The following is a 19,526-nucleotide window of genomic DNA, read 5'->3' on the forward strand; positions in this document are numbered from 1 at the left end:
GCCGTGCCGAGGACACCGGTCCCGTCCCCGCCGCCGCAGGTGCCGCCCGCGGCGCGGACGCGTACGCCGGGATGGCGCGACCCGCGGCTGTGGGTCGGGCTCGCGATCGTGGCCGCCTCGGTCGTGGCCGGCGCCCGGCTGCTGGCCGCTGCCGACGACACCGTCACGGTCTGGGCCGTGGCCGCCGACATGGGTCAGGGCGACCTCGTCACCGACGAGGACCTGGTCGCCACCCGGGTGCGCTTCGCCGACGAGGGCGAGCTGGACCGCTACCTCGGCACCGACGAGGTCCTCGACGGCGACCTGCAGCTGACCCGCGGCGTCGGGGCGGGGGAGCTGCTGCCCCGCACCGCGCTCGGGCCGGCTGCGGACTCCGGGACGGTGCAGGTGCCGTTGGCGGTCGAGGCCGAGCAGGTCCCGCCGAGCGTCGCCGCCGGGTCGGTCGTCGACGTGCACGTCCTGCCCGCCGCCGGCGCACGCCCGCCCCTGGACGCCGGCCCCGGACCCGCCCTCGCGGCCGTGACAGTGGTCGAGGCGCCGGACCCGGCAGCCGGCCTCGGATCGTCCGGTCGCCGCCAGCTGGTGGTCGCGGTGCCGGAGGACGATGCCGCGGACTTCTTCGAGCTCGTCGGCGCCGCCGAGGGTGCCGCGCTGACCGTCGTCCGGCGGAGCTGACCGGTGCCCGGCTCGCCGGTCGTGGTGCTGGTGGTCGCCGCCGGCGCCGCGTGGGAGCAGCGCGCGATGCAGCTGCTCACCGACGCCGCCGGGGTGGTCGTCCTCAAGCGCTGCGTCGACGTCGACGACCTGATGGCCGCAGCGGCCGCGGGACAGGCCGACGTGGCGGTGGTCGGCATCGACGCCCCGGGCTTCGACGCCGCGGCCGTCGACCACCTGCGCGCCCACGGTGTGGAGCCGGTCGCGGTCGCCGCGACCGCGGTGCCCGGCGAGGCCGCCCGGCTGCACGCCTCCCGGATCGGGGTGGGCGCCCTGGTCACCGAGGCGACCCTGGACCGGCTGCCGGGCGCGGCCGTCTCGGTGGTCGCCGCGCCGCCCGCCGGTCCGCCCGCGGCGCCGGACGGCACGGCCCCGCCGGGCCCGGACGCGGAGCAGGCCGGCGAGGCCGGGCGGGTGATCGCCGTGTGGGGCCCGGCCGGCGCACCCGGCCGGACCACCGTCGCGATCGGGCTCGCCGCGGAGCTGTCCCGGCGGCGGATGCGCACCGTGCTGGTCGACGCCGACCCCCAGGCGCCCAGCGTCGCGCAGCAGCTCGGGGTGCTCGACGAGGTCTCCGGCGTGCTCGCCGCGGCCCGCCTAGCCGGGTCCGGGCGGCTCGAGGAGCGCTTCGCCTCGGTGCAGCGCGGTCTCGACCCCTGGCTGACGGTGGTGACCGGGCTCCCGCGGGCGGACCGCTGGACCGAGGTGCGGGCCGGTGCCGTCGAGCATCTGCTGGAGGTCGCCGCCGGGCAGGGGCACGTCGTCGTCGACACCGGCGCGTCCCTGGAGGACGACGCGGCGGGCGACCTCGGGGCTCGGGCCGGTCGGCATCGGCTGACCCTCGGAGCGCTCGCGGTGGCCGACGAGCTGGTCGTCGTCGGCTCGGCCGACCCGGTCGGGCTCGCACGGCTGGCCCGGGGCCTGGTTGAGCTGGCTGAGCTGGCCGATCGGGCGGGGTCCGCACCGGTGCGGGTCGTGGTCAACCGGATGCGGCCGACGCTGGGCTGGTCGGAGAAGGAGGTGGCCGCGATGGTCGCGGGATTCGCCCCGGCGGCGCCGCTGCACTTCCTGCCCGAGGACCGGGCGGCCGCGGACCGGGCCCTGGTCGCCGGGCGCACCCTGCCCGAGGTGGGGGACTCCCCGCTGGCCCGCGCGCTGGACGCGCTGGCGGCCGCCGTCGCCGGCCCCGGGGCCACCGCCGCACCGGCGACCGGACGCCGACGTCGTACCCGGCGGCGCTGACGGACGAGGGTGGCCCGGACGGGGCGTGGCGTCTGCCAGAATCCCTGCAGGCGGCGCGGGGCACCGGGGCGCCGCACCCACGAAAAGCATGAGGAGGCAGGCGGATGAGCCAGCGGTTGCGCGCCCGTGACCTGGCCCTGCTGGCGGCCGAGAGCCCCTCGACGCCGATGCACAACGCGACGGTGGAAATCTTCGAGCCGTCGGGCTCCGGCTTCGACCACGACCGCCTGGTGGCACTGATCTCCGAGCGGCTCTCGTTCGTCCCGCGCTACCGGCAGCGGATCCGGCCGGTGCCCGGACGGCTCGCCAACCCGGTCTGGGTCGACGACCCCGACTTCGACCTCGGCTACCACGTCCGCCGCTCGGCGCTGCCGGCTCCGGGCTCCATGAGCCAGCTGCGCGAGCTCGTCGCGCGGATCGTCTCGCGGCCGCTGGACCGCTCCCGCCCGCTGTGGGAGGTCTACTTCATCGAGGGCCTGGCCGACGGTCGGGTGGCGCTGCTGCACAAGGCGCACGGGGTCCTCGTGGACGGGCTGGACACCCTCGACCTGGGCCAGGTGCTGCTCGACACCACCCCCGAGGTCAAGACCCTGGGCGACGACGCCTGGCAGGCCCGGCGCCGTCCGTCCTCGACCGCGCTGGTGCGCGACGCCCTGCGGGACCTCACCTCCCAGCCGTCCGTGGTCGTGGACACCGCCCGCTCCCGGGTGGCCTCGACCTGGCGCGGGGCGGACGACGTGCTGCGCGGGGTCGGCCGGGTGACCAGCGGGTTCGCGGGCCGGCACACCGAGCGCCGCGACGCGATCAGCGGCACCCTGTCCCAGCAGCGTCGGGTCGACGGCGCGGTCACCAGCCTCGAGGACCACCGCCGGATCCGGGCGGCGCACGGCGGCACCGTCAACGACGTGGTGCTGGCGACGGTGACCGGCGCGCTGCGGGCCTGGCTGATGACCCGTGGCGAGTCGCTGACCGGGTTGCGGCACGTCCGCGCCCTCGCCCCGGTCTCGGTCATCGACGACGAGCTGGAGGCCACCTCGCTCGGCAGCCAGGTGGCCCCCCACTACGTCGAGCTGCCCGTGGGCGAGGCCAGCCCCGTGGTGCGCCTGCACCAGGTGTCCTACTCCTTCCGCGCCCACCGCGAGACCGGGCGCGGCGTCGCGGCCGACCGGCTCGCCGGGCTGGCCGGCTTCGCGCCGACGACCTTCCACGCCCTCGGGGCGCGGGTGGCCTTCGCCGAGCAGCAGCGGCGCGGCTTCCAGCTCGCCGTCACCAACGTCCCCGGGCCGCAGTCGCCGCTGTACGCCGCCGGCGCCCGGATGGTGACGACGTTCCCGGTGCCGGCGCTGCTGCCCGGCCACGCCATCGCCATCGGCGTCACGTCCTACGACGGGTCGGTCTATTACGGGCTCACCGCCGACCGGGACCTGGTGCCGGACGCCCACGTGCTGGCCGAGTGCTTCACCGAGGCCCTCGACGAGCTGCTGGACAGCGCTGTCGGCAGTCGGCAGCGCGCGCCCCGGGGGCGCCGGGCCGGTGCCAAGCCAGCCAGTGCCAAGTCGGCCGGCGCCAAGTCGGCCGGTGCGAAGTCGGCCAGCGCCAAGTCAGGCAGCGGAAAGCAGAGCCGCTCGTGACCAGCCGCGTCTACGTCCCGGCCACGCTCGCCGACCTGGCGGCCTACGTCGGATCCGGGTCGGTTCCGGCGAGCGCGGAGCGGTTCGAGGCACCGGACGAGACCGAGGAGGGCGAGTACGCCGCCCTCGCGGCAGCGGCCGAGGCGTCCGCGGCGCTGCTCGACGGGCCGGGCCGCCGGGTGGTCCTGGTCGGTGAGGTCGACGACCCCGACGCGGCGGTGCCGCTGCGCCGGGTGGTCGCCGTCCACGTCGACGCCGTCGAGGGCGCCGACCCCGACGACGACCTCGGCTGGTTCGCCACCCAGGAGATCCCGCACCTGCTCGACGGGTCCGCGTTCGGCTCCTGAGCGGCTTGTAACGCGATGTCCGATGCACTGGGCGCCCGCTGCAACGTGCGCCTAGTGGTGCGAACGTCGCGTTACAAGGGGTGGGCCGCCGACCCTTGGGCCCGGGCGTCCGGTCTGACAAGGTCGGGGGATGGACGCGATCTCGTTCCCGCCGACTCCCGTCAATGAGCCCACCCTGACCTACGCCCCCGGCAGCGCGGAGCGCGACGCGCTGGTGGCGGAGCTGGCCCGCCAGGAGGCGGGCACCCGTGAGCTGCCGGCGGTGATCGGTGGCGAGCGGGTCAGCGGCGGGTCCGGGTTCGAGGTCGTCCAGCCGCACGACCACGGGCACGTCCTCGGCGTCGCCCACGCCGCCACCCGGGACGACGCGGCCGCCGCGGTCGAGGCAGCCCGTGCGGCCGGGCCCCAGTGGCGGGCGCTGTCGATGGACGACCGGGCCGCGGTGCTGCTCCGGGCGGCGGACCTGCTGGCCGGGCCGTGGCGCCAGCGGCTCAACGCCGCGACCATGCTCGGCCAGTCCAAGACCGCGTTCCAGGCCGAGATCGACAGCGCCTGCGAGCTCATCGACTTCTGGCGCTTCAACGTGCACTACGCCAAGCAGATCCTCACCGACCAGCCGCTCGCGAACAGCCCGGGGGTGTGGAACCGCACCGACCACCGGCCGCTGGAGGGCTTCGTCTACGCGATCACGCCGTTCAACTTCACGGCGATCGCCGGCAACCTGCCGACCGCGCCGGCGCTGATGGGGAACACGGTGGTCTGGAAGCCCTCACCGACCCAGCAGCTCGCCGCCTCGCTGACCCTGGAGCTGCTCGAGGAGGCCGGCCTGCCGCCGGGCGTGATCAACATGCTGCCCGGGGACGGGATCGCGGTCTCCGAGGTGGCGCTGGCCAGCCCGGACCTGGCCGGCATCCACTTCACCGGGTCCACGCCGACCTTCCAGCACCTGTGGGGCGAGGTCGGCAGCCGGATCGGGTCCTACCGCGCCTATCCGCGGGTGGTCGGGGAGACCGGCGGCAAGGACTTCGTCGTGGCCCATCCCTCCGCCGACCCCGACGTGCTGCGCACCGCGCTGGTCCGGGGCTCCTTCGAGTTCCAGGGCCAGAAGTGCTCGGCGGCGTCGCGGGCCTACGTCCCCCGGTCGCTGTGGGCGCGGATCTGCGACGACCTGGTCGCCGAGGTCGAGTCGATAGCGGTCGGCGACGTCACCGACATGACGAACTTCATGGGCGCGGTCATCGATGAGCGCGCGTTCGCCAAGCACCGTACGGCGATCGAGCGGGCCCAGGCCAGCGACACCCTCGAGGTGATCGCCGGCGGCCAGACCGACGACTCGGTGGGCTGGTTCGTCCGCCCCACGGTCGTCGTCGGCGGCGACCCGACCGACGAGATGTTCCGGACCGAGTACTTCGGCCCGATCCTGGCGGTGCACGTCTACGAGGACGCCGACTTCGAGCGGGTCGTGGACCAGATGGAGTCGTTCGCGCCGTACGCCCTCACCGGCGCGGTGATCGCGCGGGACCGGCGGGCGATCGCCTGGGCGATGGAGCGGCTGCGGTTCGCGGCCGGCAACTTCTACGTCAACGACAAGCCGACCGGGGCCGTGGTCGGCCAGCAGCCCTTCGGCGGTGGCCGGGCCTCCGGCACCAACGACAAGGCCGGGGCCGCGCTGAACCTGCTGCGCTGGACCTCGCCCCGGTCGATCAAGGAGACATTCGTTCCCCCCACCGACTACCGCTACCCCTACCAGGGGTGAGAATGGTGGGGTGACTGGACAGCTCCTCGGCCTGCTGGCGTCCGTGCACCTCGGGCCCCTGCACCTCGGACCGCTGCACCCGGTCGAGCAGGCGATCACGATCGCGCTGGCGTTCGGGCCGTTCCTGCTCCTCGGGGTCGCGATCATGATCCGCCGGCGCCAGGACCGGCGCCTCGAGGAGAACGCCGAGCCGAGCGACCCTCAGCGCGACCCTCAGCGCGACAGGTAGTCGCGCCCGGTCTCGTTCTCGGTGCGCAGCGCCTTGAGCAGCATCTCGGCCACGAGCTTCTCGATCCGGCCGGCGACCAGCGGGATCCGCACCCGGATCTCGAGCTCGACGCGCTCGGTGGTGGTGCCGCCGGACTCGGTGAGCGTGGCGGTGCCGACCATCTCCCCGGGCTTGCCCGGGATCGTGACCTCGACGTCCGCGCGGGTCGGGTCGGTCCAGCGCTCCACCCGCACGATCGGGATGGATTCGCCGACCAGGGCGGTCGCGAACGACGGCAGCCCCTCGGAGGGCTGCTCCTGCTCCACGGTGACAGTGGTCTCGGCGTCGGTCTCCTCCACGCGCACGGTGGCCCGGGTCACCGCCATCCGCTCGCACACCTCCTCGCGGAACGCCGGATCGCTCAGCATCGCGAGGACCGCGCCGGCGGGCGCGTCGTAGGTCAGGTCGTGGGTGATCCGGGTCGCCATGGGCGGCATTGTGCCCGCTCGAGGAGCGCAGGCGCGGGGACGCGCGGGGCGTACCGTGCCGGGTATGCCCGAGTCGCGCGAGTCCTTCGTCTCCTTCGGCGAGCAGGGCGCCCAGCTCACCTACGGCAGCTACCTGCGGCTGCCGCAGCTCCTCGACGCCCAGCACCTCGAGTCCGACCCGCCCGCCCATGACGAGCTGCTGTTCATCACGATCCACCAGGTCTACGAGCTGTGGTTCAAGCAGCTGCTGCACGAGGTGGAGGCGGCGCGCGACGCGATGGTCGTCGGCCCGGCGGGCGGCCGGCTGTGGTGGGCCCAGCACCTGCTCGCGCGGGTCCACGTCATCGAACGGCTGCTGGTCTCGCAGGTCGACGTGCTGGAGACGATGACCCCGCAGGACTTCCTGGAGTTCCGCCAGCGGCTCGCCCCGGCCAGCGGCTTCCAGTCCGTGCAGTTCCGCGAGCTGGAGTTCCTCTCCGGCGCGCAGGACCCGGCGTACGTCGAGCGGTTCCGCGGGCTCACCGCGGACGAGCGGACGCGCCTGGAGCGCCGGCTCTCCGAGCCGACCCTGTGGGACGCGTTCCTCGGCGTGCTGCGCGGCCACGGCCTCGCGGCGGGCAGCGAGGAGGAGGTCGCGGACTCGGTGCGCACCGCGGCGCGGGACCGCTCGGCGTTCCCGGAGGTGTGGGCGCTGGCCGAGGCGCTGCTCCAGCACGACGAGCTGGCCGCTGCCTGGCGGGCCCGGCACGTCGTGATGGTGGAGCGGATGATCGGCGCGAAGTCCGGCACCGGGGGATCCAGCGGCGCGAGCTACCTGCGCTCGCGGGTCCCGCTGCAGTACTACCCGCTGCTGTGGGAGTTGCGCTCGACCCTGTGACCCGACCCTCTGACTCGACCGGAGACCGGCTCCCGGGGGTGTCCCGTTGGCCGCGTCACACCGGTGCGCCTATGGTCGAGGCGTGTCAAAGACGACGCGGATGGTCCAGAAGTCAGAGCTGATCGAGCAGGCAGCCGAGCTCGCGCGCAGCGGCCGCGGGAGCGGGGGCCCGCCGCACGAGGAGATCGACGCGCTGCTGGCGAACTACTACCGCCACGTCGCGCCCGAGGACCTCGTCGGCCGCACAGCCGTCGACGTGTACGGCGCGCTCGCCAGCCACTACCGGCTGGCGCGGCAGCGGCCGCAGGGGACCGCCGCGGTCCGGGTGCTGACGCCGACGCTGGCCGAGCACGGCTGGTCGGCGGCCGGGCACTCGGTGGTCGAGGTCGTCGTCGACGACATGCCGTTCCTCGTGGACTCCCTGACCATGGAGCTCTCCCGCCAGCTGCGCGAGGTGCACGTCGTGGTGCACCCGCAGTTCGAGGTGGTGCGCGACATCACCGGCGGCCTGCGCTCGATCGCCCCGGTCGCCAACGGCTCGGGGGAGTCCGAGGAGGGGGCGGTGCGCGAGGCCTGGATGCACGTCGAGGTCAGCCGGATCCCCGAGGGCCCGGACGCGGCCCGGCTCGTGGAGCGGGTCCAGCAGGTCCTCGGCGACGTCCGCGACGCCACCGAGGACTGGGGCCGGACCCGGGGCCGGATGCTGGAGATCGTCGAGGAGCTCGGCAGCGCCCCACCGGCCGGTCTGGACCCCGAGGACGTCCGCCAGGGCCGCGAGCTGCTGCGCTGGCTGGCCGACGACCACTTCACGTTCCTGGGCTACCGGGAGTACGAGCTCCAGCGCGCCGGCGAGCACGACCTGCTGCGCGCCGTCCCGGGCACCGGCCTGGGCATCCTGCGCGCGGACCCCGACATGTCCGCGGAGGCGGGCCGGCTGCCGCCGAAGGTGCAGGCCCTGGCGCGCCAGAAGAACCTGCTGGTGTTGGCCAAGGCCAACTCGCGCGCGACCGTGCACCGGCCGGCGTACCTGGACTACATCAGCGTGAAGACCTTCGACGAGGCCGGCGAGGTCGTCGGCGAGCGGCGGTTCCTCGGGCTGCTGTCCAGCTCGGCGTACGCCGAGTCGCTGACCCGGATCCCGCTGCTGCGCGAGCGGGCCGCCGCGGTGCTGCGCCGCAGCGGCTTCGACCCCCGCAGCTACGCCGGCCGGGCCCTGATGGACACCCTGGAGAGCTATCCGCGCGACGAGCTGTTCCACACCCCGGTCGACGAGCTGGCCCCGATGGTCGAGGCGGCCATGCACGCGCGCGAGCGGCGCGCGGTGCGGGTGCTGACCCGGCAGGACACCTACGGTCGCTACGTCTCGGTGCTCGTCTACCTGCCGCGGGACCGCTACAACACGACAGTCCGTGAGCGCTTCGCCGCGATCCTGACCGACCGGCTGGGCGCGGAGTCGGTGGAGTTCACGGTCGGCATCAACGAGTCGACGACCGCGCGGGTGCACTTCGTCGTGCACCTGGCCCAGGGGGCGGACCTGCCCGAGGTCGACACCGCGGACCTGGAGCGCCGGCTCACCGACGCCTCCCGATCCTGGCGCGACGACTTCGTGGCCGCCGTGCACGCGGAGTACGGCGAGGAGGCGGGCGCCGAGCTGGGCCGTCGCTACCTGGACGCCTGGCCGGAGGCGTACAAGGAGGACTTCGCGCCGCGCACCGCGGCCGTCGACGTCGGCCGGCTGGAGCGGATCCCCGACGACGGCCTGGACCTGTCGCTGCAGGAGCCGGTCGACGCGGGGCCCGGGGAGGGCCGGCTCAAGGTGTACCGCGTCGGTGCCCCGCTGTCGCTGTCCACGGTGCTGCCGATGCTCTCCTCGATGGGCGTGGAGGTCGTCGACGAGCGGCCCTACCGGCTGGAGGGCCTGGACCGGCAGGTCTTCGTCTACGACTTCGGCCTGCGCGGTCTCGGCACCCTCGCCGAGGGCGCTCGCGAGCTGTTCCAGGACGCCGTGCGCTCGGTGTGGGACGGCTACAACGAGAGCGACGGCTTCAACGCGCTGGTGCTGGCGGCCGGGCTGACCTGGCGCCAGACCACCGTGCTGCGGGCGTACGCGAAGTACCTGCGCCAGGGCGGCTCGCCGTTCTCGCGGGCCACGATGGAGGCGTCGCTGCGCCGCAACGTCGACATCGCCCGGCTGCTGGTCGAGCTCTTCGAGACCCGGTTCCAGCCCGGCCCGGACGGACGGGACACCGGAGCCGAGGCGCGGGGGGCGCGGGCGGCCGAGCTCGAGCGTCGCATCGAGCGGGCGCTGGAGGACGTCGTCAGCCTCGACCACGACCGGGTGCTGCGCTCCTACCTGACGCTGATCCGGGCCACCCTGCGGACCAACTACTTCCGGCCGGTCGACGACCGGCCGGACGGTGGCCCGCGCCCGTACCTCGCGTTCAAGCTCGACCCCTCCGCGATCCCGGACCTGCCGCAGCCCCGGCCGCGCTTCGAGATCTTCGTGCACTCGCCGCGGGTCGAGGGCGTGCACCTGCGCTTCGGCTCCGTGGCGCGCGGCGGTCTGCGCTGGTCGGACCGGCGCGACGACTTCCGCACCGAGGTGCTGGGGCTGGTCAAGGCGCAGATGGTGAAGAACACCGTGATCGTGCCGGTCGGCGCGAAGGGCGGCTTCGTGGCCAAGCAGCTGCCGGACGCCTCGGACCGCGAAGCCTGGCTGGCCGAGGGGATCGGCTGCTACCGCACGTTCATCAGCGGCCTGCTCGACCTCACCGACAACCGGGTGGAGGGGCGGACGGTGCCGCCGCCGTACGTCGTGCGCCACGACGAGGACGACTCCTACCTGGTGGTGGCGGCCGACAAGGGCACCGCGACGTTCTCCGACATCGCCAACGAGGTCGCGAACGACTACGGGTTCTGGCTCGGCGACGCGTTCGCCAGCGGCGGCTCGGTCGGCTACGACCACAAGGCGATGGGGATCACCGCTCGCGGGGCCTGGGTCTCGGTGCGCCGGCACTTCCGCGAGATGGGCCTGGACTGCCAGGCCGAGGACTTCACCTGCGTCGGCGTGGGCGACATGAGCGGCGACGTGTTCGGCAACGGGATGCTCTGCTCCGAGCACATCCGGCTGGTCGCGGCGTTCGACCACCGCGACATCTTCCTCGACCCCACCCCGGACGCGGCGGCGTCGTACGCCGAGCGGAAGCGGCTCTTCGAGCTGCCGCGCTCGAGCTGGCGCGACTACGACCGCGACCTGATCTCCGAGGGCGGCGGCGTGTTCTCGCGGTCGCTGAAGAAGGTCGAGCTCAACGACGCGATCCGCACGGCGCTGGGCATCGACCCGGAGGTGCGCACGATGACGCCCGCCGAGCTGATGCGGGCGATCCTGGCGGCGCCGGTGGACCTGCTGTGGAACGGCGGGATCGGGACCTACGTGAAGGGCTCCGCCGAGACCCACGCCGATGCGGGGGACAAGGCCAACGACGCGGTGCGGGTCGACGGCCGCGACCTGCGGGCGCGCTGCGTGGGCGAGGGCGGCAACCTCGGCCTCACCCAGGCGGGCCGGATCGAGTACGCCCGCGGCGGCGGCCGGATCAACACCGACTTCATCGACAACTCCGCAGGGGTCGACACCTCCGACCACGAGGTCAACCTCAAGATCCTGCTCGACCGGGTGGTGGCGGCCGGCGACCTGACCCGCAAGCAGCGCAACGCGGTGCTCGGGGAGATGACCGACGACGTGGCCGCGCTGGTGCTGGCCGACAACTACGAGCAGAACCTGGCGCTCGCGAACGCCGTCGACCACGCCTCCTCGATGCTGCACGTGCACGAGGACTGGATGCGGCGCCTCGAGCGCGAGGGGCACCTGAGCCGGGAGGTCGAGGGCCTGCCGAGCAGCCAGGAGGTGCGCCGCCGCGCGGAGCGGGGCGAGGGGCTGACGCCGCCGGAGCTGGCGGTGCTGATGGCCTGGACCAAGATCGTGCTGGCCGACGAGCTGCTCGCGACCGACCTGCCCGACGACCCGTACCTGGAGACCGACCTGTCCGGCTACTTCCCGGCGGCGGTGCGGGAGCGGCTGGCCGAGCAGATCGCCGACCACCCGCTGCGGCGCGAGATCATCGTGACCCAGGTCGTGGGCGACCTGGTCAACGGCGCCGGGACCACGTTCTGGCCGCGGCTGGCGGGGGAGACCGGCGCCGCGCCGGCGGACCTGACCCGCGCCAACTTCGTGGCGCGCGAGATCTTCGGGTCGCTGTCGCTGCGCCAGGAGGTCGCGGCGCTCGACAACGTGCTCGACGCGGCCGTGCAGACCCGGATGCGCCTGGACATGCGCACGCTGGTGGAGCGGGCGTCGCGCTGGCTGGTCACGAACCGGCGGGCGCCGCTGGACAGCGCCGCGACGGTCGAGTACTTCCGCGGGCCGGTCCAGGAGATCGCCGCCCAGCTCCCCGAGCTGATGAGCGGACGCGAGTTGGTGGCCTACCACGCGCGGCGCGAGGAGCTGGAGTCCGCCGGGGTCGCCGAGGAGCTGGCGTCCCGGGTGGCGGCGCTGCCGCCGTCGTACATGTTGCTGGGCGTGGTGGAGATCGCGATGCGGGAGGACCTCGACCCGGTCGAGGTGGCGCGGGTCCACTTCGACCTGGGGGAGCGGCTCGGGCTGCCGGTGCTCGTGCAGCGGATCCTGGCGCTGCCCCGTCAGGACCGCTGGCAGACGATGGCGCGGGTGGCGCTCGGCAGCGACCTGCATGGCGTCCACGCGCAGCTGACCGCGCAGGTTCTGGCCGCGACGTCGGGCGAGGAGTCCGCCGCCGCCCGGATCGCCGCCTGGGAGGACCAGGACGCGACCCGGATCGGCCGCGCGGCCCGGACCCTCGAGGAGATCTGCTCCGACGACCGGCCCGACCTCGCCCGGCTGTCGGTGGGCCTGCGGGTGGTGCGCTCGCTGCTGTCCTGAGATGGGCTGCGGAGGCCTGAGGGAGCTGCCCGAGAGTCCGGCCCTGGTCGGTGGTCGAGCCGGGAGCCCAGCGAGCGCGTCGAGACCACCCCCGGCGGGCGTGGGGCCGGGGGAGGATGGATACCGGCGCGGCGTGACCACGACCCCGCTCCGCCTCGCCGCCGCGCGGCCGCTGGTGGTGACCGACCTGCTGCGCGCCGTGGCGCTGGTCAGCGTGGTGCTGGGGGCGCTCGGGTGGGGCTTCGTCGGGTTCGCGCTGTTCCTGCTCGTGCTCGGCGGCACGATGGTGCCGCGGGCGCTGGGAGCGCCGCTCGCGCTGGACGCGGCGTACTGCTCGGGCCTGCTGCTGGGAGCCTGGGCCGCCGAGCTCGACTGGTACCTCCGGATCGGCTGGCTCGACGTCGTGGTGCACGCGACGGTCACCGGCCTGGTCGCCGCCATGGGGTACGTCGCGATGGTGCGGGTCGGCATGCTCCCGCAGGGCGTGCACCGGTCGGGGGCGGCGGTCGTGACGGCGGCGCTCGGGACGACGCTGGCGGTGGTGTGGGAGCTCGGGGAGTGGTTCGGGCACACGTTCGTCGACGAGCGGATCCAGGTGGGGTACGCCGACACCGTCGGCGACCTGGCGGCGGGGGCCGCCGGGGCGACGGTCGCGGGCGTCGCGCTCGGTGCCGGCGTGCTGATGGCCGGGACCCGCCGGTGAGAGGGACCAGGCCGTCGGTCGGCCTGCCGGCCGTGTCAGTAGTGATTCCGGCCCGCAACGACGCCCGGGCCCTCGAGCACTGTCTCGGCCTGCTCGCCTCCCAGACGCTGGCGCCGCTGGAGGTCGTGGTCGTCGACAACGACTCCAGCGACGACACCGCCCAGGTCGCCCACCGGTACGGCGCCGTGGTGGTGCGCGAGCCGACGCGGGGCATCCCCCAGGCCGCCGCGACCGGGTACGACGCGGCGCGGGGCGAGGTGATCGCCCGGCTGGACGCCGACTCCCGGCCCGGCCCGGACTGGGTGGAGCGGGTCGCCCGGGCGCTCGCCGACGACGACCTCGCGGCGGTCACCGGCACCGGCTTCTTCTACGACCTGCCCCGCGGGCTGCGACGCCCGGTCGCCGCGGCGTACCTCGGCTCCTACTACGCGCTCACCCACCTGGCGCTGGGTCACCGGTCGCTGTGGGGCTCCTCGATGGGCCTGCGGCGCACGGCCTGGGAGGAGGTGCGCGGGGGCGTGCACCGCGACGACGCCGAGCTGCACGACGACCTCGACCTGGCCTTCGTGCTGGGGCCGGGGCGCCGGATCGGCCACGACCGGACGCTGCGGGTCGGGGTCTCGGCCCGCTCCCTGCGCGGCGCCGACCAGCTGCGCCGGCGCCTGGACCGGGCCTGGCGCACCCTCGAGGTGAACTGGGCGGTCTCGCCGCCCTGGCTGCGCTGGCGCGACCGGATCGCCGCCGGCCGGGTCACCAGCCGATCGTCATCCAGAGGAAGAGCTGCGTGACCAGGAACCCGGTCAGGTAGTTCAGCCACAGGAACCGCCGCCACCCGGCGTGCGCCCGCTCGCACTCCGCGTCGCTGAGCCGCAGGTACGGCGCGACGTTGGCGACGTAGGGCAGCACCAGCGCCGCCGCCAGCAGCCCCGGCCAGGGCAGGGTCAGCAGCAGCACCCCCGCCACGACGTACGCCGCGAGCGCGAACGCCGTGGTCCGCGAGGCGCCCAGGACCGTGCCGACCGATCCGATCTGGCCGGCGCGATCGGCCTCGATGTCCTGGACGGCGCCGAAGGCGTGCGAGCCGATGCCCCAGCAGAAGAACCCCGCGAGCGCCGCGAACGCGGTCCAGGTCAGCGGCGCGTCGGCCATCGCCAGCCCCAGCACGGCGGGGGAGACGAAGTGGGTGCTGGAGGTCAGCGAGTCGAGGAACGGCCGCTCCTTGAAGCGCAGCCCGGGCGCGGAGTAGGCGACCACCGCGAAGACGCTCACCGCGAGCACCAGCGTCGAGACCGCGTCGCCGAGCAGCGCCAGCGCGACCACGAAGGGCAGGTTCGAGAGCACGGCGGCCGCGATCGTGGTGCGGTGCACGGCGCGGTCCAGCACCACGCCCTCGACCCCGCCCTTGCGCGGGTTGCGCAGGTCGGACTCGTAGTCGAAGACGTCGTTGACGCCGTACATGAGCAGGTTGTAGGGCACCAGGAACCACACAGTGCCGAGCGCGAGCACCCACCAGTCGATCCGGTCCGAGCCGCCCACCGAGAGGAGGTACGCCGCGGCGAACGGGTAGGCGGTGTTGACCCAGCTCAGCGGCCGCGAGGAGGCCAGCACGTGACCCAGCACCCCGCCGCGCCGGGACGGGGCCACCGGCGCCGGCACGGTCTCCGCCGGGCTCACCGGGACCGGCCCAGCAGCAGCCACAGCGCCGGCAGCCCGGCCACCGCGGCGAGCGGCCAGGCGAAGTCCTCGATCGGCGCCCGGCCCACCAGCACCCCCGAGATCTGGTCGCCCTCGTAGCGGAACAGGTCCACCGCGATCATCAGGTTGTCGAAGACCGCCGTGAGCACGAGCAGCGCCACCGCGGTCAGGCCGGTGGCCGCCCACCACGCGGCCGGCGGCCGGCGGACGACCGCGGCCAGGGCCAGCGCGAGCACCGCGACTCCCAGGAACAGCCCCGACAGGGCGAGATAGGTCACCGCGCCACCTTCCCGTGCTGGACCTCGGGCCGCTCGGCCGGGGACCGGCGCAGCAGCATGCTGAACAGGCCGTGCAGCACCATCGTGACGTAGCACAGGAACGTGATGAAGAAGAGCTCCTCCAGCGGCAGCTCCGGGGTCACCTCGATCCCGGTCATCGCCGCGGACTCGCCGCGCCGGTAGATCTCCAGGGCGATGGCGACCAGGTCCCAGACCAGGAAGTAGCCGATGCCGACGGCGACCACGACCAGCGCCCGGCGGGGTCGGCCGAAGAGGAACAGCCGCCACCGGTGATCGACCAGGCCCATGCAGAACGTGGATCCCAGGATGCTCAGCAGGTACGCCAGGCTCATGCGGTCCCCGTCGGGATCGGTGCCGCGGGCTCGGGCGAGGGGCCCGAGGATCGGTCCCCGCGCAGCCGCTTGAGCACCAGCTCGGCGCTGATCAGGCACATCGGCAGGCCGATGCCGGGGCGGGTGGCGTAGCCGGCGTACAGCAGCCCGTCGACCTTGCGCGAGGCGTTGCCGGCCCGGAAGAACGCGCTCTGCCGCAGCACGTGGCCGGGGCCGAGGGCGCCGCCGCTCCAGGACCCCAGGTCGGTGGCGAAGTCGGCCGGCCCGATGGTGCGGCGCACCTCGACCCGGGAGGCGAGGTCGGGCACTCCGGCCCAGCTCGCGACCTGGGCGATCGCGGCGTCCGCGACCTTCTCCACCAGCGGGTCGCCGGCGCCGTCCACGCCGCCGCGCCCGATGCCGGGGTCCGCGGGCACCGGGACCAGCACGAACAGGTTCTCCTTGCCGGCCGGCGCCACGGTGGCGTCGGTGGCCGAGGGGCGGCACACGTAGACCGACGCCGGGTCCGGCACCCGGGTGGAGGAGCCGAAGATGTCGTCGAAGTTCTGCTGCCAGTCCCGGGTGAAGAACAGCGAGTGGTGCGCGAGCCCGGGCAGCTCGCCGTCCACGCCGAGCAGGGCCAGGACCGCTCCGGGGCCGGCGTCGCGGCGGCGCCACCACGACTCGGGATAGGTCTGGAGCGGGCGCGGCAGCAGCCGGGTCTCGAGGTGGTGCAGGTCGGCGGCGCCGACGACCACGTCGGCGTCCAGCTCCCGGCGTACGCCGTCGGGGTCGAGGTAGGAGACGCCGGCGACGGTCGGACGCCGGCCGCCGGCGGCCGCGGTGGTGCGGATCTGCTCGACTGTGCAGCGGGTGCGGATCCGCACGCCGCGGGCCTGCGCCAACCCGGCGACCGCGTCGATCAGCGTCGTGAAGCCGCCCTGCGGGTAGAGCACCGTGTCGTCGAGGTCCATCGAGCTCATCAGGTGGTACATGCTCGGGGCCCGGTCGGGCGAGGTGCCGAGGAACACCGCCGGGTAGCCCAGCACCTGGCGCAGCCGGTGGTCCTCGAAGCTCGCGGCGACGTGCGCGGCCAGCGAGCGGGTCAGCAGCCGGGCCAGCCGCGGGCCGCTGCGCAGCACGGGGCCGTTGAGCAGCGAGGTCGGCGACTCGAAGCCGGTGTAGAGGAAGCGCTGGACGGCGAGGTCGTAGACCTCGCGGGCGGAGTCGAGGTACGCCGCGAGGCGCGCGCCGGCGCCCGGCTCGACGGACTCGAACAGCGCGAGGTTGCGCTCGCGCCCGGCCCGGACGTCCAGCGGCTCGCCGTGGCCCTCGAAGAAGACCCGATAGCCCGGGTCGAGCCCGACCAGGTCGAGCTGCTCGGCGGCGGTGGTGCCGAGCAGCGCGAAGAAGTGCTCGAAGACCTCGGGCATCAGGTACCACGAGGGGCCGGTGTCGAAGCGGTAGCCGTCGCTCTCCCAGCGTCCGGCCCGGCCGCCGACCTCCGGGCGCTGCTCGAGCAGGTCGACCGACCAGCCGTCGGCGGCGAGCAGGGCGGCGGTGGCCAGGCCGGTGATGCCGCCGCCCACGACCACGACCCGCCGGTCCTCCCTCCCGCTGCGCTGGTCGCGGACCGGCCCGTCGCTGCGTCGGGTGCGGGGCCTCATCGGGCGTCTCGGACCAGGCAGCGTGCGACGATCCGGGCCTTGACCGGCCCCGGGACCCGGACCCGCTCCGTCACGATCCGCTCGGCGGGCAGGCGCCGCATCCGGGCGGAGAGCTCGGCGAAGAGCCCGTGCGCCACCCGGACCGCCCGCCTGCTGCCGAGGGGAAGGAACGGCAGCGTCGCGGCGGCCGCGACGAGGTCGGCGTCGATGTCGTCGAGGAGCCGGTCGCGGGTGACGTCGTCGAGGCGGGTCGGGTCCAGGCCCGGGAAGTAGTGCCGGCCCAGGTGCTGGTCGTCGGTGGCCAGGTCGCGCAGGAAGTTGATCTTCTGGAACGCCGCCCCCAGCCGTCGGGCGCCGTCGCCCAGGGCCGCGTAGGAGCCCGCCGGGTCGGCCTCGTCGCGCAGGAACGCGCGCAGGCACATCAGCCCGACGACCTCCGCGGAGCCGTGGACGTAGCGGGCGAAGCTCTCCTCGTCGTGCTCGGTGCGGAACAGGTCGGTGCGCATCGAGGCGAAGAACGGGTCGATCAGCTCGTGCCCGATGCCGCAGTGCCGGGACGTGCGGGCGAAGGCGTGGACGACGAGGTTGGCGCTGTGCCCGCGGATCAGGGCCTGGCGCACCTCGGCCTCCAGCTCGTCGAGGACGACTGCCTGCTGGGCGCGGGTGCCACCGGGACGGGGCGCGTCGACGACCTCGTCGGCGACCCGCACCAGCGCGTAGACGTTGCGCACGTGCGTGCGGACCGGCTCGGCCAGCAGCCGGCTGGCCATCCCGAACGAGGTGGAGTAGCGCCGGATCACCAGCGCGGCGCTCTCCTCGGCGACCCGGTCGTAGTCCTGGTACCCGGTGCTGCCGGCGCCCGCCGGCCCGGTCACCGCCCCGGGCTCGAGGTGCGGCTCGCGCTCCGGGGCGGGTCCGGGCTGCTCGGCACTCATGCTGCTCCTTCGACCGGGTGCGGGCCGCCGGCGTGGAGCCGGGTGCGCAGCCAGCCGACCAGCTCGGGAAGCCCGAGGTCGGTCGCCTCGGCCGTGGCCGCGGCGAGGTAGCCCGCAGCCAGGTCCTCCACGTAGGCCCGCGAGCCGCCGGCCTCCAGCGCGTCGCGGACCCGGGCGGCCCCGGCCGCGGTGAGCTCCGGGTCGCCGAGGTGGCGGCGCAGGACCGGCCAGGCCGACGTGGCCCGGGCGTGCACGACCAGCGGGGTGCGCTTGCCCTCGCGCAGGTCCGAGAGCACGCTCTTGCCGGTGCGGGCGGGGTCCCCGAAGACGCCCTGCAGGTCGTCGTGGAGCTGGTAGGCCAGCCCGAGCTGCCGGCCGACCTCGCCGAGCCCGGCGACCAGCTCGTCGTCCGCGCCGGCCAGCACGGCGCCGGCCTGGAGGGGAAGCCCGAAGGAGTAGACGGCAGTCTTGTGCTCGGCCATCCTCAGCGCCTCGGCCAGCGACGGCTCCGCGACCCCCATCGAGAACCGCACGTCGGCGAGCTCGCCGGCCGCGGAGATGCGCAGCGCGTGGTCGACCAGGTCCAGCAGGCGGCGGGCGACGTGCGGGGGAGCGGGGGCCGTGGCGACCGCACGCAGGGCGCCGACCAGCGCGAGGTCGCCGACGAGCACGCCACCCGCGACGGCGTACGTCGCGGCGTCGGCGCGCCGGGCGCCGAGCGCGGTGGCCTCGGTGCGGAAGGCGCCGGGGACGCTCGGCCGGCCGCGGCGCACGTCGTCGCCGTCGATGACGTCGTCGTGGACGACGAACGCGGTGTGCAGCAGCTCCACCGCCTCGGCGACCATCGCCACGGCAGGGTCGGCCGGGTCGCCGCCGAGCAGCTCGTGGGTGCGCGCCAGCAGCGCCGGGCGGAAGCGCTTGCCGCCGCGACCGGCCTCCAGGAGGGCGGCCGCCAGGACCGCACCGTCGGCACCGCCCGGCCCGGCCGGACCGGGTGCGCCGTCGGGCCCGGGTGCGGCGCCGCCGAGCGGGCTCGGGCGCCGGGTCATGGCCGGGCTCCGCTGGGCAGGTCGGCGAAGGCGCCGGCGCGCTCGAGCTCGGTGAGCTGGAGCACCAGCCACGGGCTGAGCGCCCACGGGGCGGCCGCCAGCGCCAGCCGCAGCTCGTCGGGCTCCAGCCAGCGGCTCTCCTCGACCTCGTCGGGGTTGCGGACCGGCTGGGCCGAGGTGTGCGCGACGTAGACCGGGCACAGCTCGTTCTCGACGATGCCGGCCGGGTCGACGGCCCGGTAGCGGAAGTCCGGGAGCACCAGCCGGAGCTCGTCGATCGTCAGCCCCAGCTCGTGCTCGGCGTACCGGTGCACGGTGGCGGCCGGGTCCTCCCCGGGGCGCGGGTGGCCACAGAAGGAGTTGGTCCAGACGCCGGGCCAGGTGCGCTTCGTGACGGCGCGCCGGGTCAGCAGGACCCGTCCCTCGTCGTCGCGGACGTAGCAGGAGAACGCCAGGTGCAGCGGGGTGTCGGTGGTGTGAACGCCGGTCCGGGGCGCGGTCCCGCAGGGGTGGCCGTCCTCGCTGAGGAGGACCACGAGGTCGTGGTCGGCTCCGTCGTCGGTCGTCTCGGGCAACCGTCCCCCTCTGTCGTCGGGCCTGCCGCCGCGCAGGTAGGGCGTGTACCCCGGGCACGTGGCAGGCATTCTGAT

Annotated in this window: 18 protein-coding genes; 10 read left to right on the forward strand and 8 right to left on the reverse strand. The window is 74.8% G+C overall.

Going from position 1 to position 19,526, the window contains the following annotated elements; genetic code table 11:
* The first annotated feature begins 3 nt into the window (after positions 1-3).
* The 6 genes from EBO35_RS04465 (at position 4) to EBO35_RS04490 (ending at position 5,919) form a co-directional block, all read left to right on the forward strand.
* Positions 4-675 (forward strand): hypothetical protein, encoded by a 672-nt coding sequence (locus EBO35_RS04465; RefSeq protein WP_127480033.1) that lies wholly within the window; start codon positions 4-6, stop codon positions 673-675.
* Positions 676-678: 3 nt separating this feature from the next.
* Complete coding sequence (locus EBO35_RS04470) at positions 679-1,956, forward strand: AAA family ATPase (protein WP_122816653.1); 1,278 nt, start codon at positions 679-681, stop codon at positions 1,954-1,956.
* 104 nt (positions 1,957-2,060) lie between these two features.
* Entirely contained in the window at positions 2,061-3,587 is a 1,527-nt protein-coding gene (locus EBO35_RS04475; RefSeq protein ID WP_122816654.1) for a WS/DGAT/MGAT family O-acyltransferase, read from the forward strand.
* Entirely contained in the window at positions 3,584-3,934 is a 351-nt protein-coding gene (locus EBO35_RS04480; RefSeq protein ID WP_122816655.1) for a DUF6912 family protein, read from the forward strand. The genes EBO35_RS04475 and EBO35_RS04480 overlap by 4 nt, the downstream gene beginning before the upstream one ends.
* Before the next feature lie 130 nt (positions 3,935-4,064).
* The gene (pruA, locus tag EBO35_RS04485) at positions 4,065-5,690 is read left to right on the forward strand and encodes an L-glutamate gamma-semialdehyde dehydrogenase (protein ID WP_122816656.1); all 1,626 of its coding nucleotides are present in this window, start codon (positions 4,065-4,067) and stop codon (positions 5,688-5,690) included.
* A 10-nt stretch (positions 5,691-5,700) separates the two neighbouring features.
* Positions 5,701-5,919, forward strand: coding sequence for a hypothetical protein (locus tag EBO35_RS04490; protein WP_122816657.1), 219 nt, complete (start codon positions 5,701-5,703; stop codon positions 5,917-5,919).
* Here EBO35_RS04490 and EBO35_RS04495 read toward each other — a convergent pair.
* Positions 5,904-6,386: a DUF2505 domain-containing protein gene (locus EBO35_RS04495; RefSeq protein WP_164477804.1), complete on the reverse strand. Its 483-nt coding sequence runs from the start codon at positions 6,384-6,386 to the stop codon at positions 5,904-5,906. The two genes, EBO35_RS04490 and EBO35_RS04495, sit on opposite strands and share 16 nt — an antisense overlap.
* 64 nt (positions 6,387-6,450) lie before the next feature.
* Here EBO35_RS04495 and EBO35_RS04500 point away from each other — a divergent pair, with 64 nt between their 5' ends.
* From EBO35_RS04500 to EBO35_RS04515, 4 genes are all read left to right on the forward strand, one after another.
* Positions 6,451-7,263 carry a tryptophan 2,3-dioxygenase family protein gene (locus EBO35_RS04500; protein ID WP_206422665.1) on the forward strand — a complete coding sequence of 271 codons (813 nt, stop codon included), beginning with the start codon at positions 6,451-6,453 and terminating at the stop codon, positions 7,261-7,263.
* 82 nt (positions 7,264-7,345) lie between these two features.
* Complete coding sequence (locus EBO35_RS04505) at positions 7,346-12,217, forward strand: NAD-glutamate dehydrogenase (RefSeq protein WP_317983529.1); 4,872 nt, start codon at positions 7,346-7,348, stop codon at positions 12,215-12,217.
* 133 nt (positions 12,218-12,350) lie between these two features.
* Positions 12,351-12,920, forward strand: a complete 570-nt coding sequence (locus EBO35_RS04510) for a hypothetical protein (RefSeq protein ID WP_206422666.1) — start codon at positions 12,351-12,353, stop codon at positions 12,918-12,920.
* A gap of 32 nt (positions 12,921-12,952) precedes the next feature.
* Entirely contained in the window at positions 12,953-13,708 is a 756-nt protein-coding gene (locus tag EBO35_RS04515) for a glycosyltransferase family 2 protein (protein WP_206422667.1), read from the forward strand.
* On the opposite strand, the gene EBO35_RS04520 is transcribed toward EBO35_RS04515, so the two are convergent.
* The 7 genes from EBO35_RS04520 to idi are packed head-to-tail and all read right to left on the reverse strand — an operon-like array spanning position 13,671 to position 19,520.
* Positions 13,671-14,594: a prenyltransferase gene (locus tag EBO35_RS04520; RefSeq protein ID WP_206422668.1), complete on the reverse strand. Its 924-nt coding sequence runs from the start codon at positions 14,592-14,594 to the stop codon at positions 13,671-13,673. The genes EBO35_RS04515 and EBO35_RS04520 overlap by 38 nt on opposite strands.
* Complete coding sequence (locus tag EBO35_RS04525; protein WP_122816662.1) at positions 14,591-14,893, reverse strand: lycopene cyclase domain-containing protein; 303 nt, start codon at positions 14,891-14,893, stop codon at positions 14,591-14,593. The genes EBO35_RS04520 and EBO35_RS04525 overlap by 4 nt, the downstream gene beginning before the upstream one ends.
* Positions 14,890-15,246, reverse strand: coding sequence for a lycopene cyclase domain-containing protein (locus tag EBO35_RS04530; RefSeq protein ID WP_122816663.1), 357 nt, complete (start codon positions 15,244-15,246; stop codon positions 14,890-14,892). Before EBO35_RS04530 ends, EBO35_RS04525 begins: the two co-directional genes overlap by 4 nt.
* Positions 15,243-16,892 carry a phytoene desaturase family protein gene (gene crtI / locus EBO35_RS04535; RefSeq protein WP_122816664.1) on the reverse strand — a complete coding sequence of 550 codons (1,650 nt, stop codon included), beginning with the start codon at positions 16,890-16,892 and terminating at the stop codon, positions 15,243-15,245. The genes EBO35_RS04530 and crtI overlap by 4 nt, the downstream gene beginning before the upstream one ends.
* Positions 16,889-17,827: a phytoene/squalene synthase family protein gene (locus EBO35_RS04540; RefSeq protein WP_122816665.1), complete on the reverse strand. Its 939-nt coding sequence runs from the start codon at positions 17,825-17,827 to the stop codon at positions 16,889-16,891. The genes crtI and EBO35_RS04540 overlap by 4 nt, the downstream gene beginning before the upstream one ends.
* A complete protein-coding gene (locus EBO35_RS04545; protein ID WP_122816666.1) occupies positions 17,824-18,876 on the reverse strand; it encodes a polyprenyl synthetase family protein in 1,053 nt (350 codons plus the stop codon). The genes EBO35_RS04540 and EBO35_RS04545 overlap by 4 nt, the downstream gene beginning before the upstream one ends.
* On the reverse strand, positions 18,873-19,520 hold the full coding sequence (gene idi, locus EBO35_RS04550; protein WP_122816667.1) for an isopentenyl-diphosphate Delta-isomerase: 648 nt from the start codon (positions 19,518-19,520) through the stop codon (positions 18,873-18,875). Before idi ends, EBO35_RS04545 begins: the two co-directional genes overlap by 4 nt.
* Positions 19,521-19,526 lie beyond the last annotated feature (6 nt).

Source organism: Nocardioides pantholopis, from assembly GCF_003710085.1.
In the GTDB taxonomy this organism is placed as follows: Bacteria; Actinomycetota; Actinomycetes; order Propionibacteriales; family Nocardioidaceae; genus Nocardioides; species Nocardioides pantholopis.

Coding starts and splice junctions, on each gene's coding strand:
- EBO35_RS04530 (WP_122816663.1), bottom strand. CDS start 15,246: ATGAGCCTGGCGTACCTGCTGAGCATCCTGGGATCCACGTTCTGCATG.
- EBO35_RS04545 (WP_122816666.1), bottom strand. CDS start 18,876: ATGACCCGGCGCCCGAGCCCGCTCGGCGGCGCCGCACCCGGGCCCGAC.
- idi (WP_122816667.1), bottom strand. CDS start 19,520: ATGCCTGCCACGTGCCCGGGGTACACGCCCTACCTGCGCGGCGGCAGG.
- EBO35_RS04500 (WP_206422665.1), top strand. CDS start 6,451: ATGCCCGAGTCGCGCGAGTCCTTCGTCTCCTTCGGCGAGCAGGGCGCC.
- EBO35_RS04475 (WP_122816654.1), top strand. CDS start 2,061: ATGAGCCAGCGGTTGCGCGCCCGTGACCTGGCCCTGCTGGCGGCCGAG.
- crtI (WP_122816664.1), bottom strand. CDS start 16,892: ATGAGGCCCCGCACCCGACGCAGCGACGGGCCGGTCCGCGACCAGCGC.
- EBO35_RS04540 (WP_122816665.1), bottom strand. CDS start 17,827: ATGAGTGCCGAGCAGCCCGGACCCGCCCCGGAGCGCGAGCCGCACCTC.
- pruA (WP_122816656.1), top strand. CDS start 4,065: ATGGACGCGATCTCGTTCCCGCCGACTCCCGTCAATGAGCCCACCCTG.
- EBO35_RS04495 (WP_164477804.1), bottom strand. CDS start 6,386: ATGGCGACCCGGATCACCCACGACCTGACCTACGACGCGCCCGCCGGC.